This window comes from Kushneria pakistanensis (assembly GCF_014652795.1).
GTDB lineage: Bacteria > Pseudomonadota > Gammaproteobacteria > Pseudomonadales > Halomonadaceae > Kushneria > Kushneria pakistanensis.
Map to the genome: position 1 here is coordinate 180,498 of NZ_BMZM01000004.1, position 15,777 is coordinate 196,274.

General features: G+C 59.3%; 13 protein-coding genes. 6 read left to right on the forward strand and 7 right to left on the reverse strand.

The genetic code is table 11. The features are described 5' to 3' along the window. Positions 1-19: 19 nt before the first annotated feature. A complete protein-coding gene (gene argJ / locus IE123_RS14380; protein ID WP_189519459.1) occupies positions 20-1,228 on the forward strand; it encodes a bifunctional glutamate N-acetyltransferase/amino-acid acetyltransferase ArgJ in 1,209 nt (402 codons plus the stop codon). A gap of 105 nt (positions 1,229-1,333) precedes the next feature. Next, on the forward strand, positions 1,334-2,278 hold the full coding sequence (locus tag IE123_RS14385; RefSeq protein WP_189519461.1) for a Nudix family hydrolase: 945 nt from the start codon (positions 1,334-1,336) through the stop codon (positions 2,276-2,278). Between the two features lie 98 nt (positions 2,279-2,376). Here IE123_RS14385 and yacG read toward each other — a convergent pair whose 3' ends face one another. From yacG to pilB, 5 genes are read right to left on the reverse strand one after another with little or no spacing between them, the layout of a single operon-like run. Beyond that, positions 2,377-2,595: a DNA gyrase inhibitor YacG gene (gene yacG, locus IE123_RS14390; protein ID WP_189519463.1), complete on the reverse strand. Its 219-nt coding sequence runs from the start codon at positions 2,593-2,595 to the stop codon at positions 2,377-2,379. Next, the gene (coaE, locus tag IE123_RS14395; protein WP_189519466.1) at positions 2,592-3,200 is read right to left on the reverse strand and encodes a dephospho-CoA kinase; all 609 of its coding nucleotides are present in this window, start codon (positions 3,198-3,200) and stop codon (positions 2,592-2,594) included. The genes yacG and coaE overlap by 4 nt, the downstream gene beginning before the upstream one ends. Positions 3,201-3,258: 58 nt before the next feature. After that, entirely contained in the window at positions 3,259-4,125 is an 867-nt protein-coding gene (locus IE123_RS14400; protein ID WP_189519468.1) for a prepilin peptidase, read from the reverse strand. A gap of 10 nt (positions 4,126-4,135) precedes the next feature. After that, positions 4,136-5,377, reverse strand: a complete 1,242-nt coding sequence (locus IE123_RS14405) for a type II secretion system F family protein (RefSeq protein WP_189519470.1) — start codon at positions 5,375-5,377, stop codon at positions 4,136-4,138. An 8-nt stretch (positions 5,378-5,385) separates the two neighbouring features. After that, a complete protein-coding gene (pilB, locus tag IE123_RS14410) occupies positions 5,386-7,119 on the reverse strand; it encodes a type IV-A pilus assembly ATPase PilB (protein WP_189519472.1) in 1,734 nt (577 codons plus the stop codon). 187 nt (positions 7,120-7,306) lie between these two features. Between pilB and IE123_RS14415 the strand changes: the two genes are divergently transcribed. Next, a complete protein-coding gene (locus IE123_RS14415) occupies positions 7,307-7,768 on the forward strand; it encodes a pilin (protein WP_189519474.1) in 462 nt (153 codons plus the stop codon). 124 nt (positions 7,769-7,892) lie between these two features. Then, positions 7,893-9,368, forward strand: a complete 1,476-nt coding sequence (locus IE123_RS14420) for a TrkH family potassium uptake protein (protein WP_189519476.1) — start codon at positions 7,893-7,895, stop codon at positions 9,366-9,368. 87 nt (positions 9,369-9,455) lie between these two features. On the opposite strand, the gene IE123_RS14425 is transcribed toward IE123_RS14420, so the two are convergent. Further along, positions 9,456-10,628, reverse strand: a complete 1,173-nt coding sequence (locus IE123_RS14425) for a 1-acyl-sn-glycerol-3-phosphate acyltransferase (protein ID WP_189519478.1) — start codon at positions 10,626-10,628, stop codon at positions 9,456-9,458. A gap of 29 nt (positions 10,629-10,657) precedes the next feature. Then, positions 10,658-11,584, reverse strand: a complete 927-nt coding sequence (locus IE123_RS14430; protein WP_189519480.1) for a recombination-associated protein RdgC — start codon at positions 11,582-11,584, stop codon at positions 10,658-10,660. 348 nt (positions 11,585-11,932) lie between these two features. On the opposite strand from IE123_RS14430, the gene gyrA reads away from it, so the two are divergent. Both gyrA and serC read left to right on the forward strand, forming a co-directional pair. Continuing rightward, the gene (gene gyrA / locus IE123_RS14435; protein ID WP_189519482.1) at positions 11,933-14,635 is read left to right on the forward strand and encodes a DNA gyrase subunit A; all 2,703 of its coding nucleotides are present in this window, start codon (positions 11,933-11,935) and stop codon (positions 14,633-14,635) included. 60 nt (positions 14,636-14,695) lie between these two features. Beyond that, positions 14,696-15,775 (forward strand): 3-phosphoserine/phosphohydroxythreonine transaminase, encoded by a 1,080-nt coding sequence (gene serC, locus IE123_RS14440; protein WP_189519484.1) that lies wholly within the window; start codon positions 14,696-14,698, stop codon positions 15,773-15,775. Positions 15,776-15,777 lie beyond the last annotated feature (2 nt).

Sequence of the window (15,777 nt, forward strand, 5' to 3'; positions counted from 1 at the left end):
ACAGCAGAGGGCAGTGATCATGGCCGTAGGTAAAGCGCATTTTCCCGATATGCCTCGCATCGAAGGGCTGCGGCTGGGCACTGCCCGGGCAGGCATCAAAAAGGCGGATCGTCGTGATCTGGTCGTTTTTGAGCTCGCTGAAGGCAGTCATGTGGCAGCCACTTTCACACGCAACGCCTTCTGCGCCGCACCGGTGCATGTGGCACGACGACATCTTGCAGATGGCGCGCCGCGTTATCTGCTGATCAATACCGGCAATGCCAATGCCGGCACCGGGGAGCAGGGCATGAAGGATGCCCTGGCCTGCTGTGCGGCACTTGCAGAGCGTACCGGTCGGCTGCCGGAACAGGTATTGCCCTTTTCCACCGGCGTGATTGGCGAGCCGCTGCCGGTTGAACGAATTCGCAACGGTCTGGACGAGGCGCTGGCTTCACTGGATGAAGGGCAGTGGCAGGCCGCGGCCGAAGGCATCATGACCACCGATACACGTCCCAAGGGCGTCACGCGCACGATCACGGTGGGTGGTCAGCCGGTCACCATCAACGGTATCTCCAAGGGTGCAGGGATGATCTGCCCCAATATGGCCACCATGCTGGCCTTTGTGGCGACCGATGCCGCAATCGGGCATGACGCGCTGCAAGGGCTTTTGCGCGCCAGCGTCGAGCGCAGTTTCAATCGCATTACCATTGATTCCGATACGTCTACCAATGATGCCTGCACGTTGGTGGCGACAGGACGTGGCGCTGTCATCGAAAGCGATGAGGCACTCGCCGAGTTTTCCAGCGCTCTGGACGACGTGCTGCTGTCGCTGGCGCAGGCCATTGTGCGTGACGGCGAAGGCGCCACCAAATTTGTCACGGTGACCATCGAGGAGGCGGCCAGTACTGAAGAGGCACTGGCGGTTGCCTTCAGTGTGGCGCACTCGCCACTGGTCAAGACGGCCCTTTATGCCAGTGATGCCAACTGGGGCCGACTTCTGATGGCAGTAGGCAAGGTACCCATCGACGATTTCGATGTCAGTCAGGTGGCGATCGATATCAATGGCGTCACCATCGCCCGACAGGGTGGCCGCGCGCAGGAATACCGTGAGGAAGCCGGCGCTGCCGTCATGGCCGAGGAAGAGATCAATATCACGATTCGTCTGGGACGTGGTGTGGCACAGGAGCGGGTCTGGACCTCGGATCTCTCCCACGATTACGTTTCCATCAATGCCGATTATCGCAGCTGACGCACGCTGTTTGTGCGCTGTCATTATTAAGTTCCGGGGTGGCGAGCAGATGGTCTCACCCCCTTTACCGATTGATATTCACGCATCATGAAAGGTCATGCCAGCATGCCGAAAAGAAGGGTACATGTCGCCGCTGCGGCCATTTTCAACGATCAGGGCCAGGTGCTAATTGCGCGGCGGCCATCGATTGCCGATCAGGGCGGACTGTGGGAATTCCCCGGTGGCAAGCTGGCCCCTTATGAAACCGGGCTTGAAGCGCTGCGTCGTGAGCTGCGCGAAGAGCTTGGTATCAGCATTCAGCGCGCCCAACCGCTGATTCGTGTGCATCATGAGTATCCCGACAAGCATATCCTGCTGGATGTCTGGGAAACACATGATTTCGAGGGTGAGCCCTGGGGGCGTGAAGGCCAGGCGGTACGATGGGTCAACCCTGATGATCTGGGCCGCTATGCATTTCCGGCCGCCAACAGCCCTATCATTCGCGCCGTTATCCTGCCCCATGATTATCTGATCACGGGTGAGGCCAGCGATGAGGCGGAATTTGATCGCAAGCTCGAGCGCGCGCTGGTGGAAGATGGCATCAAGCTGGTACAGCTGCGGGCACATGAGCTTGATGAAAAGGCCTATCGGGCACGCGCCGAACGCACACTGGCAAAGTGCCGCGAGCATGGGACATCACTGATACTCAATTGCTCGCTGGACACGTTCAGGGCGGTAGACGCTGATGGGCTGCATCTGCCCAGTCGCGAGCTGATGGCACTGACGCATCGCCCCGTGGGTGATGACAAATGGCTGGCTGCCTCTACGCATAATAACGAGCAGATTGCACAGGCCCAGCGACTGGGCTGCGATTTTGCAACGCTGTCACCGGTGCGCGAAACGCCCAGTCATCCGGGGGCCGTTACCATCGGCTGGCATGATCTTCAGCAGATGGTCGAGGAAGTTACCATGCCGGTGTATGCCCTAGGCGGTACCACGCGTGATGATGGCGACCGGGCGCGCGCAGTAGGTGCGCAGGGGATTGCCTCAATCCGGGAATTCTGGCGTTAAGCCAGGTCGATTATCAGAAAAAAGGGCCACCCCGATGGGGTGGCCCTTTTGCGTTCATGGGTGGCCTGCGTATTACGGCCATGGAATATTGCGGGCGGTCAATCGCCACGCTCGATGCGGTTCATGAGCTCATCAAGGCTGGCATCATCCATGGCCGGTTCACCGGCAATGCGGTGCGACTCGTCGGCCCAGGCGCCCAGATCAATCATCTTGCAACGTTGGGAACAAAAGGGTCGCCAGGGGTTGTCACTGGTCCAGTAAAGACGCTTGCCGCATTGGGGGCAGGGCACTACAGGTGGTTTATTTTCATCACTCATGGGGCGTTGTACTGCCTGGCAAGCTGGCGGTAAAAAAGATCGAGCCGATCGATCCGGGCATCGACCACGTGAAAGCTGCCGACATTGTCGATAACGTCGTCGGCGCTGGCAAGCCGTCGGTTACGTGACATCTGGGCGGCGACAATGGCGCGCGCCTGCGCCTCTGACACACCGTCACGGGCGCAGGTCCTTCTGATCTGCTCCTGCGGCGGCACATCGATCACCAGAATCCGGTTGACCAGCTGATGCTGGTCGGTTTCCAGCAGCAGCGGTGACACCAGCAGAGCGTAGGGGCCCGAGAACGTTTCAAGACGCTGCATCAGTCTTTCACGAATACGTGGATGCGTGATGGCCTCAAGGGCCTGGCGTGCCTGGTCGTCCTCGAAAATGATGTTGCGCATGGCCGCCCGGTCCAGCTCGCCACGCTCGGTCATGACGCGGTCGCCAAAGCGTTCGTGAATCTCTGCCAGCGCAGGTTCACCAGGCATGACCACCTCGCGTGCCAGATGATCCACATCCACCCAGTCTGCACCGCGCCGCGCGAAGGCTTCGGCAATGGTCGTCTTGCCGGCAGCAATGCCCCCGGTCAGGCCGATAATCAGCATAAAAGCTCCCGCAAATAGTCCTTGTGATCCCAGGGGGCGGAAAATGTGTACATGGTATCTAGATCGAAGAAAGGCCAATGATGGTGTAATAAAGCTCGATCACCCTATCACCTCCCAGCAGGACCAGCATGCCTGCCGCACTCAGAAAAGGACCAAAGGGCATCGGTGCGCCCCGCAAACGGGGCAGCAACAGCTGAATGATGATACCGAGCACGGCCCCTGTAGTGGCTGACAGCACCAGAATCAGTGGCAGTGTCTGCCATCCACACCAGGCGCCCAGTGCCGCCAACAGTTTGAAATCGCCCCGACCCAGACCTTCACGGCCGCTGGCAAGCCGAAAGAGCCAGTAAAATCCCCAAGCGACGCTATAGCCGGCTGCCGCACCAATGACGGATTCGGCCAGCCTGTCGGGATGCACCACCAGCTGATACAAAAGCCCGCCCCACAGCAGGGGCAGGGTGAGCACATCCGGCAGCAACAGGGTACGTAAATCAATCACGGCGAGTGTCAGCAGGATCAGGCAGGCGAGCGCAATTGCCATCCCGGTGAAGGTCATGCCATGGTGCCACACGGCCCAGAGCACCAGCGCCATGCTGGCTGCCTCGACCAGCGGATACTGCACGCTAATGGGGCACCTGCACTGTGCGCAGCGCCCCCGGCGCTTCAGATAACCCACCAGCGGGATATTGTCATGCCAGGCAATGGTGGCGTCACATTCAGGGCAATGAGAGCGCGGGACCAGCAGGTTGTATCTGGTCTGCGGCTGGGTCGGGGGCGTCAGTGTCAGCGTCTGGTGGGCCTCGTGTGTCCACTGCCGAGACAGCATCACCGGCAGTCGGGCAATCACCACATTGAGAAAGCTGCCCAGCGTCAGCGCCAGCAGCGCCACGATGCACAGCAAAAAGGGGTCGGACAGCGAAGACATGTCGAGGCTCCTATATGGCGCTGCCAAGATCGAACACGGGAAGATACATCGAGACCACCACACCGCCGACCAGTGATCCAAGCACCACGATAATCAGGGGCTCCATCAAGGTGGTCAGCGTATCAACCCGGCTTTCGACTTCGGCATCGTAGAAGTCAGCTACCCGGTTCAGCATGGCCTCCAGAGAGCCCGACTCCTCACCAATGGCGACCATCTGTAGCGCCATGGGGGTGAAAAGGCCCGTGGTCCGCAGCGCAAAATGCAGCTGCTGACCGGTGCTCACATCCTGACGGACACGTTCGATGGCCTGCTCGAACACCAGATTGCCGCAGACGCCGCCGGCCGTTTCCAGTGCTGACATCAGCGGTACCCCGGCAGCAAAGGTGGTGGCCAATGTGCGTGAAAAACGCGCAATGGCAGCTCTTTCAATCACCGGTCCCAGCACGGGAATTCCGAGCAGCAAACGGCTGGCCTGAAATGCAAGGGTTGGTGAGCGTGCCAGCATGCGGCGTGTAAACAACCCGATGGCCATTGTTACCAGCAGTACCTGCCACCACAGGTGCTGTGCGGCCTCCGACAGCGCAATGGTCAGTCGGGTCGGGGCCGGCAGTTCTGCACCAAAGCTTGCGAACATGCTTTCAAACTGTGGCACGACCTTGATCAACAGCAGCGCGGTGACGCCGATACCGACAGCCACGACGGCGGCAGGATAATACAGCGCCTTGCGGACGCGGCCCCTTAGGGTATCAAGACGCTCCTTGTTGGTGGCCACGCGGTCAAGCATGCGATCAAGGGCGCCTGCCTGCTCGCCGGCCTCGACCAGATGCACGAACAGTTGATCGATATGACGCGGATGCGCTGCCAGCGCCTGGGAAAAGCTCATACCGCTTGAGACGTCATGTTTGAGGGTTTCGATGAAATGGCGCAGTGCCGGACGGTTGGTACCATTGGCCACGGCCTCCAGAGACTGCAGCAGGGGAACGCCGGCACGAATCATGGTCGCCATCTGACGGGCGAACAGGGTGATATCCTGACCCTTGATACGGTGCCCCATGCCGGGCAGTGAACGCTTGCGGCTCAGACGGGTCACGACAATGCCCTGCGATGACAGCTGGCGACGGATGTCATGCTCACTGACGCCGTGCATGTCTCCTCTGACCCGTTCGCCGCGGCCGTTCTTGCCCATCCAGCGAAAGGTCACAGCGTCACCGGCGGGTGCGGGAGAGCGCTTTGGCAAGGCAGAAGACGCCATGGTGATGATTACTCCTGAATGATCCGGTTGAGTTCTTCCAGCGTGGTCAGCCCTGCCAGTACCTTGTAAAGCCCATTGCGGCGCAGATCATGATGGCCTTCGCGTTTTGCCTGCCCTGCCAGTGCCATCGCCCCGGCATCCTGCATGATCAGATGGCTCATGGCTGCAGAGATTGGCACCATTTCATAGATGCCCACGCGCCCTCGGTAGCCATGGGTACAGTGCTCACAACCCACGGCCTGATAAAGCGTGGCGCGTTCGATCTCTTCATCATCAAGGCCCTGATGTTTGAGGACCTCATGGGGCAGGGCCACCGGCTGACGGCAATGCTCGCACAGTCGGCGTGCCAGTCGCTGGGCAATGATCAAACTAATGGAGGTGGCGATATTGAAACCTGCCACGCCCATGTTGCCCAGACGGGTCAGGGTTTCGGCCGCCGAATTGGTGTGCAGGGTCGAGAGCACCAGATGGCCGGTCTGGGCTGCCTTGATGGCCACTTCTGCCGTTTCCAGATCGCGAATTTCACCGACCATGACCACGTCAGGGTCCTGACGCAGAAAGGCGCGCAGGGCAGCGGCAAAATCAAAGCCGATGCCGGGACGCACGTTGACCTGATTGATGCCCTCCAGCTTGATCTCGACCGGGTCCTCGGCCGTGGCAATGTTGCGCGCCTCGGTGTTAAGCAGATTGAGCGCGGTATAAAGCGTGACGGTCTTGCCGCTACCGGTGGGGCCGGTCACCAGAATCATGCCCTGCGGCCGGGCGATGGCCTGTTCAAAGATGCCGCGCTGTTCCTGCGTGAAACCCAGTGCATCAATGCCCATGCGGGCGCTGTTCGGGTCCAGCAACCGCATGACGATCTTTTCGCCAAAGAGCGTCGGCAGCGTGTTGACGCGAAATTCGACATGGCGTTTTGTCGAGAGCTTCAGGCGCACGCTACCATCCTGGGGCAGGCGCCGCTCGGAGATATCCAGCTTTGCCATCACCTTGATACGTGCCGCAATGCGCTGGCGAAGCTGCGCTGGCGGACGCGATGCTTCCATGAGCATGCCGTCGATGCGAAAGCGAATGCGAAAGCTCTCCTCAAACGGCTCGAAATGAATATCAGAGGCGCCACGGCGAATGCCGTCCAGCAGGATCTGCTTGACGAAGCGCACCACCGGCGCGTCGTCACTGGACTGAAAGGAGGCGTCTTCGACCTGCTCCTCAATATCACCTTCTTCAAGCGCCAGTGTCTCGATGGCATGTTGCCCCTCCAGCAGTGCCAGCGCGCCTTCACCATGCACTTCCAGATACTGCTCGAGCCTTGAACTGAGCTGGTCGGCCGGCGCCAGAACACCTTCCACGTTCATGCCGATCACGAACTGAAGCTCATCCAGTACGGGCAGGCGGGAAGGGTCGTCCACCGCCACGATCAGACAACGCTCCTGACGCAGCAGGGGCAGAACACCCAGCCGACGAATCATGGACTCCGGCAAACCCTGCAGCGGTGGCAGCCGCGCCACGGGGATGGCGTCCAGATCAACGCAGCCAAGCCCAAAGGCCCAGCCGGCACTCTGAATGGCATCGCGCTGTGACACACCGGTTTCTTCAATGATCAGTTTGAGCAGCGGGCGCTTTTCCCGGTGCGCCTGTTCTTCAAGCGCCAGCGCGCGCGTGGCCTCGAGCAGACCATCCTCGACCAGCTGGTGGGCGAGGCTGCGCAGTGGGTTGGCAGACAGCTGAGTGAGGGCATCCGACATGCACGTGAGTCCATAGGGCAGAGGAAGTGGTGACTTGCCCCATGTTATCGGCGGGCGTTCGGTTCTCTAAAGTTCCCGGCGGTTTTGTCGTTAAGGGCTCTGCGTCGATCAATGATCAGGCGAAAAATATACCGTTATCTTGCCCGTCGGGCAGGAATACATGCATTCAATCGGGAAGGACACGGCAATGGCAGGCAGGCAGGGTGGTTTTACGTTGATCGAGCTGATGATCGTGGTCGCCATCATCGGCGTGCTGGCGGCCATTGCCGTACCGCGCTATCAGGACTATGTGGCAAGGTCCGAAGTGGCTTCTGGGTTGGCTTCAATTCGAGGCACGCAAACGGCAATTGAGGAAGCTGTGCTTCGTGGAGAGTCGATCAGTATCACTCCTGATACCAAAGGTTTTATCGGTCTTACCAATAATGATGTGAAATTAGGTACCCTGAGCGTTCCAGATGCTAATTCAGGTAATACTGGAGTAGCTTCTGTCCAATTGGATTTTGACACCGGCGCAAACTCAACCTTGCGTAGCAAAAATATCAAGCTTGCAAGAACAAAAGACGGCGTCTGGAACTGCACTACGAACGTTGCTCCCGAGTTCAAGCCACGTGGTTGTGAAGCCGCTGGAGGTACCACTACTACACAATAGTTAGTATTCGAACTCTCAAAGCCGGCCTCGCGCCGGCTTTTTCTTTTATCTGCCTTCGCGGCTGCGTCACCTTTCCCAAACCGCTATAGTAGCGCGCACCTGTTGATCATTCTGGATGCAAGGCATGCTGCGTCTGCCGCTTTTTCGTAATCCGGCCGGAATGGGCCCCATTCTGCGTATTCTGGCCATGCTGCTGCTGGTCCTGTCGCTGTTCATGCTGATCCCACTGGCGCTGTTGGCGCTGGAAGGTGACGGGCAGATGTGGCCTTTCCTGTGGGCTTTCGCGGTAACCTTCGGCACGGCCGTGGTAGTGATATTGCTGACCTGGGGGGTGCACATCGAACTGCGTCCCCGGCAGATGTTTATCCTGACCACTTCCAGCTGGATCGTGATGTCGGCCTTTTCCAGTCTGCCCATGCAGTTTGGAGCGCCACGCCTGTCGGTGGCCGATGCGGTGTTCGAGTCGGTCTCGGCCATTACCACCACCGGGGCGACCGTACTGGTGGGCATCGAGCATCTCTCCGATGGTCTCAAGCTCTGGCGCGGTCTGATGCAGTGGGTGGGCGGAGTGGGGATCATCGTGATGGCGATCGCTGTCCTGCCCTTTTTGCGGGTGGGTGGCATGCGACTTTTCCAGACCGAATCCTCCGACTGGTCAGACAAGGTGCTGCCCCGGGCCGGTACGGTCGCCAAGGCGATCGGGCTGGTGTATGTGGGCTTTACGATCGTCTCGATCATCAGCTACTGGCTGGCCGGCATGCTGCCGCTGGACGCCGTGGTACACGGCATGACGTCCGTGGCCACCGGTGGCTTTGCCAACTACGACGCCTCCTTTGGACAATACGCTGATAACCCCGTCATCCTCTGGCTGAGCATTCTCTCGATGCTGACCGGTGCGCTGCCCTTTGTGCTCTACATTCGCATGGCGCGCGAACGCTCCGGCGTGCTCTGGAGGGATCAGCAGGTGAGAGGGCTGCTGGCGCTGCTGGTGGTAGTCATTGCGCTACTGACCCTTTATCGCACGATGCGCGGCATGGAGTTTTTCGATGCCTTGACACAGGTGGCCTTCAACGTGGTATCGGTGGTGACGACCACCGGCTATGCCACGGATGACTACACGGTATGGGGCCCGCTGTCGGCAGCAGCCTTTTTCTATCTGACCTTTGTAGGCGGTTGTTCGGGGTCGACCAGTGGCGGGATGAAGGTCTTTCGCTTTCAGGTGGGGCTGATCATGCTGGTCAATCAGCTGCGCTATCTGGTGCATGCCAATGGCGTGTTCGTGCAGCGCTATAACGGGCGTGTGCTGACCGACGATCAGATACGCGGTGTTATTGCCTTCTCCTTTTTCTTCTTCTTTACCGTGGCGGTGCTGGCGCTGGGGCTTTCCCTGATGGGACTGGATCTGGTGACGGCACTTTCCGGTGCGGCCACGGCAGTGGCCAATGTCGGCCCTGGCATCGGTGATGTGATCGGGCCTGCCGGTAACTTTGCGCCACTGCCGGATGCAGCCAAGTGGATGCTGAGTATCGGCATGCTGATGGGGCGTCTGGAAATCCTGACCGTACTGGTGCTGCTCACGCCGACCTTCTGGCGCAAGTAGTCAGCCTCTTCTGACGCCCTGATCATCAGGGCGCAGGCTCAGAACTCTCTGCAGGATTACTTGCCGGGCTGGAGATCCTGCAGGAGGCTAGAGGGGCTTGCGTCCGGCACGATTGAGGACAGGGTTGGCATATTGACATAGCCACCAGGGACGAAGCTCCTCGGCCACCTGTTCAAGGCGCTTGTTGAAGGCCTGTCGATCTGCTGGCGTGATATGGCGGGTATCGACAAGCTCCGGCGCGTGGCCGGTGGCTTCCAGTGCCAGGTAATGACTGGGGAAAAGCGTGTAGTTGTTCAATACCTGAGTATCGATGTCCTGGGCGGCGCTGTCGTAGCTGTCATAACTGGCGTCAAGCGGCGTGCCAAAGACCAGCTTCACACGCCCCTTGTTGCCGGTAATGCCGGCAGCGATGGAGAGAATGTCCTCATAGGCGATCTTTTCATACGCCACGCCATCGTTGCGTGCCTTGAGCTCGCGTGCCTTTTGCTGATCACAGGGGTCAAATTCGTAGCTGATGGACACCGGCACGATACGCAGCTCGGCAATGGTCTCGCTGACCGAGGCGTCCTTGTCCTTCATGCGTCGGGCCATGCCCAGCATCTTGATAATCGCGCTGTCAGTGCGATCCACGCCGTTTTTGGCCCGCCCTTCGCGCTGGGCCAGCCAGATCGAGTGATTATCGCTGACAATGGAGTGGCGAATGTAGTTGGAAAGCTGCTGATAGGCCGCCAGCATCGCCCGCTTGCCGCGCGCCGAGCGTGGCACGATAAAGCTCTTGTTGAGCCGCATGAGATCGGTCACATAGGGCTTTTGCAGCAGGTTGTCGCCAATGGCGATGCGCACGGTGCTGCGTCCACTATGGTAAAGCGCGTAATTGACGAAGGCCGGGTCCAGGGCGATATCGCGATGGTTGCCGATGAAGAGATAGGCCTTTTGATGATCCAGGTGTTCAAGACCTTCCACGCTGAACGTGTTGGTCGTGTTCTGAATCATGCGCGCCATGTAATGGGAGATGTGATTTTGAAAATCACTGACCGTGTGGATGTTGCGCACGGCGCGTTTGAGCCCGTGGCGTACCAGCACGCGCGCCACGCGTGGGGCATGGCGGGCAAGCCTGGGCATCCGGTAACGCGTGATAGTGTCGATGAACTCATCATTGCAGACCAGGCGTGCCAGCGTGTCGACCACTTCGTCATCGTGATAGGGACGTATGGCCTCGAAGTCGTCCACGCTCGGCATGGCATCCGTGGATGAGGTCATCTCGTTTCCTGATGCATCAGACGTTTGATTCATGATGTTGCGGGAGCCGTTGTCGCTTCACCACCCAGCCACTGCATCAGCCGCTCGGCAGTATCACCCAGCACATGGGCCATGAGGGCAAACTCGGTTTCCATCTGCAGGACGGGATTATCGTCGCTGTCGGTGTCATCGATCTCCTTGAGTACGGCATCGGCAAAGCGGATCGACTTGATTGACATGTCCTCCTGCAGCACCAGCGTCATCTGTTCTTCGATGTTCAGGGCCAGCTTGCTGGCCTGACGGCCCACGTCCAGTGACATGCGTACTTCCTCGCCATCCGGGTCGATACTGCGGGCACGAAGAATGCCATCATCGCCCTTGGCGCGAAGCTCGATCTGATCGCCCAGTACAACGCCTTCGGGACGGGTAGCCGGGTCGGTCAGCCAGGTCGTCATGGTGCGTCCGGCCGGCGTCTGCGGTGCCAGCGGAATCACCTTGAGCGAGCCCAGCGACTCACGTAGCACGTCGAGTATCTCCTCGGCACGTTTGGCACTTGAGGCGTTGATACCGATCAGGCGACGTTTCGTGTCCCACCACAGATCCGTGCGTGTCGTACGGGTAAAGGCACGTGGCAGCAGCTCCTCAACGATACGCTCCTTGAGCGCCAGCTTGTCTCGGCGGCCGGGTGGGTAACCCTGCTGTGCGGTCAGGACCTCGACACGTTCCTCGAGCGTTTCCTTGACCACGGCACTCGGTAACAGCCGCTCCTGGCGCAAAAGTGTCATCAGGCGGTGTCCCTGAATCTCGTGCACCAGCTGGTCACCATGGCGTCCGGCAGGCGCAGCCCATCCCACACGGCGGGCCTGCGTCTCGGTGACCGGCGCAAAGCGATAGGTGTCGAGGGCTTGTGTGAGCTGATCCAGTGACCAGTCCTGCTCATCGAGCAGGCGGTAAAGTTGTAAATGCTTGAACCACATAGCGTCCTTTCCTTGAAGGCGCACATTATGTCGAATGGCAGGCGCGGGTGCCAGCGCTTGCGTGGCTTGATGTCATACTCCTGGACTATCCGATCATGACAGCCGTCGATGCAGGGCATAACAGCGCCATTGCCAACAGGCCTCGAATCACCAGCAGATTGCATCACTGTCTGCCGGAGAGCGGTGGGGCTGTGGTACAATCGGTGCCAACCAATTGGATCATTCGTGCGCGATCATGTGTGCGTCATGATTGCATTACGGGTGTTCGCGCCTGAACGCCCCCTGGCCCCTGCGGCAGGGGTGTTCGGGCAGCAGGGCTTCTTGAACAGGACCAGGATTTGACGACCCATGGGTGAGATCGCCAGAGAGATTCTGCCAGTCAATATCGAGGACGAGCTGAAGCAGTCGTACCTTGATTACGCGATGAGCGTCATCATCGGTCGAGCGCTTCCCGATGTCAGGGACGGACTCAAGCCGGTACACCGTCGCGTGCTTTATGCCATGCATGAACTGCGCAACGACTGGAACAAGTCCTATCTGAAGTCGGCGCGTGTCGTGGGTGATGTCATCGGTAAGTATCACCCGCATGGTGACAGCGCCGTCTATGACACCATCGTGCGCATGGCCCAGAACTTTTCCATGCGCTACATGCTGGTGGATGGACAGGGCAACTTCGGCTCGATCGACGGTGATAGCGCTGCGGCCATGCGTTATACCGAAGTGCGCATGGCGCGTTTGTCGCACGAGCTGCTCTCGGATCTGGAAAAGGACACGGTCGACTGGGTCGACAACTATGACGGCACCGAGCGTATTCCCGATGTGCTGCCAACGCGTGTTCCCAATCTGCTGATCAACGGTGCCTCCGGTATTGCAGTAGGCATGGCGACCAACGTGCCGCCGCATAACATGGGCGAGGTTATCGACGGCTGTCTGGCGCTGATCGAAGACCATACCCTGAGCATTGATGAGCTGATGGAGTATATCCCCGGACCGGATTTCCCGACGGCGGGTATCATCAATGGGCGTGCCGGCATTGTGGATGCCTACCGCACCGGTCGGGGACGCATTCACGTGCGTGCCCGTCATACCGTCGAGCACGATGAGCGCACCGGGCGTGACCATATTGTCGTGACCGAGCTTCCCTATCAGGTCAATAAGGCGCGTCTGATCGAAAAGATCGCCGAGCTGGTCAAGGAAAAGCGCATCGAGGGGATTGCCGAGCTGCGTGACGAGTCCGACAAGGATGGCCTGCGAGTGGTCATTGAAACCCGTCGCGGCGAGTCCGGTGACGTGGTGGTCAATAATCTCTTTTCGCAGACTCAGCTTGAAACCGTCTTCGGCATCAACGTGGTGGCACTGGAAAACGGCCAGCCCAGGACGCTCAATCTCAAGCAGCTTCTGGAAGCCTTCATTCGTCACCGCCGCGAAGTGGTCACTCGTCGTACGCTGTTTGAGCTGAAAAAGGCAAAAGAGCGCGGTCATATTCTTGAAGGCCTGACGGTCGCCATCTCCAATATCGACAAGGTCATCGAGCTGATCAAGGCCTCACCCAATGCGGCAGAGGCAAAAGAGAAGCTGATGTCGCGTGACTGGGCGCCGGGTCAGGTCATCGATATGCTGGACCGCGCCGGAGCGTATTCCTGCAAGCCCGACGATCTCGAGGAGAGCTGCGGGCTTTCGGAAGATCGCAGTCGCTATCAACTCTCCGCGGCGCAGGCCCAGGCCATTCTTGAACTGCGTCTGCACCGTCTGACCGGCCTTGAAACCGAGAAGCTGCTCGATGAGTACAAGGGCATTCTGGAGACCATTGCCGAGCTGACGCGCATTCTGTCTTCAGCCGATCGACTGATGGAAGTGATTCGCGAAGAGCTGGAAGCCGTGCGTGATCAGTATCGCGATGAGCGTCGTACCGAGATTCAGAACAGCCGTCGTGACCTGACGATGGAAGATTTGATTGCGGCTGAAGACATGGTCGTGACCATCTCGCGCAGTGGCTATGCCAAGACCCAGCCGCTGTCTGACTATCAGGCGCAAAAGCGCGGTGGGCGTGGCAAGTCGGCGACCACCATGAAGGATGAGGATGTCATCGAGCATCTGCTGGTCGCCTCAACGCATGACACCGTCCTGCTCTTTTCCGATCGTGGCAAGGTTTACTGGCTCAAGGTGTATGAAATGCCTCAGGCCTCGCGTGGCTCGCGCGGCCGGCCGCTGGTCAACCTGCTGTCTCTGGACGAAGGGGAGTGGATCACTGCCATTCTTCCGGTCAAGGAGTACAGCGAAGACAGCTACATCTTCTTTGCCACGGCCAATGGTACGGTCAAGCGCACCACGCTGGATCAGTTCTCGCGTCCGCGCAGTGCCGGTCTGATTGCGCTGGATCTGGATGAAGGTGATCGTCTGGTAGGAGCTGCCATCACCTCCGGCAATGATCATGCCATCCTGCTGTCCTCCAATGGCAAGGCGATCCGCTTTGACGAAAATGACGTGCGCGCCATGGGCCGTACGGCCCGCGGGGTCAGGGGCATGCGTCTGCTGAATGATGCTCGGGTTATCAGCCTGATCATCCCCAGCACGACGACCATTGATGAAGGCGCCGACGATGACAGCGAAGTCGAAGGAAGCCAGGTTAGCGAAGGGCAGTGCTATATCCTGACCGCGTCAATGAATGGCTATGGCAAGCGCACCCGACTTGAAGAGTTCCCGCTGCGCGGGCGTGGCGGGCAGGGCGTGATTGCCATGCAGACCACAGCGCGTAACGGTGCGCTGGTGGCGGCCATCCAGGTCGGTGAAAGTGACGAGATGATGATGATCTCCGATCGCGGCACGCTGGTACGTACCCGGGTCAGCGAGGTATCCATCAGCTCGCGCAACACCCAGGGCGTTACCCTGATTCGTACCGTCAAGGGCGAAAGCCTGGTGTCCGCCGTGCGACTTGATGAGCTGGACAAGGACGATGTGCTCGCCGAGGATGAGGACGGCTTGGTGGATGAGACCGGTCAGCCCATCGATGCTGCCGATGACGGTGAGCCTCAGGTGACCAGCGAAGACTAGAACCATCGGCGCCTTTCATGGAAAGGCGCCGTTATTTTTTCAAGCCCGTCGAGATCCGACATGACCCGACATTTCAATTTCTGTTCCGGCCCCGCCACGCTGCCTACCGCCGTGCTTGAGCGCGCGCGCAACGAGATGCTCGATTTTGAAGGGCGTGGCCTCTCTGTCATGGAAATGAGCCACCGCAGTGAGACCTTCATTGCCCTGGCAGAACGCGCCGAGGCCAATCTGCGCGAACTGATGCAGGTGCCGGACAATTACAGCGTGCTGTTCATGCAGGGCGGCGCCACACAGCAGTTTGGATGTGTACCGCTTAACCTGCTGGGCCAGGGCGGTAGCGGTAATTATCTGGATACCGGCATCTGGTCGCAGAAGGCCTTCAAGGAAGGCCGGCATCTGGGCGATGCCCATCTGGTCGCCTCGGCCGAGAGCAATGGATATACCGCCGCACCCGGGCAGGAAGCATTGAGCCTTTCAGGGGACGCTGCCTATCTGCATTACTGCGATAACGAGACCATCGGCGGGCTGCAGATGGATTACGTGCCACAGGTCGATGCACCGCTGGTCTGTGACATGTCCTCATCGATTCTGTCGCGCTCGGTAGATGTCTCGAAGTTCGGCGTGATCTATGCCGGTGCGCAGAAAAATATCGGGCCGGCCGGCATTGTCATCGTGATCGTACGCAATGACCTGCTGGATCGCGCTCGTCGCGAGACGCCCTCCATGCTGAACTGGAAGGCCTTTGCCGACAATGGCTCGATGCTCAACACACCGGCCACCTATGCCTGGTACCTGTCGGGTCTGGTGTTCGAGTGGCTCAAGGAGCAGGGGGGCGTCGAGGCGATCGAGAAAATCAATCGCCGCAAGGCGCGCAAGCTCTATGACGCCATCGATGCCAGCGGCTTCTATTCCAATCCGATTGCAGCCGCCAACCGTTCACTGACCAACGTGCCCTTCGTACTCAGTGATGAGTCACTCAATCAGACGTTTCTTGAGGAGTCAGAGGCTGTCGGCCTTCTGACGCTCAAGGGGCATCGCAGTGTCGGCGGTATGCGTGCCAGCCTTTATAACGCCATGCCGGAAGAGGGCGTTGATCGTCTGGTGGCCTTTATGCAGGATTTCGAGCGTCGCTACGGGTAGAA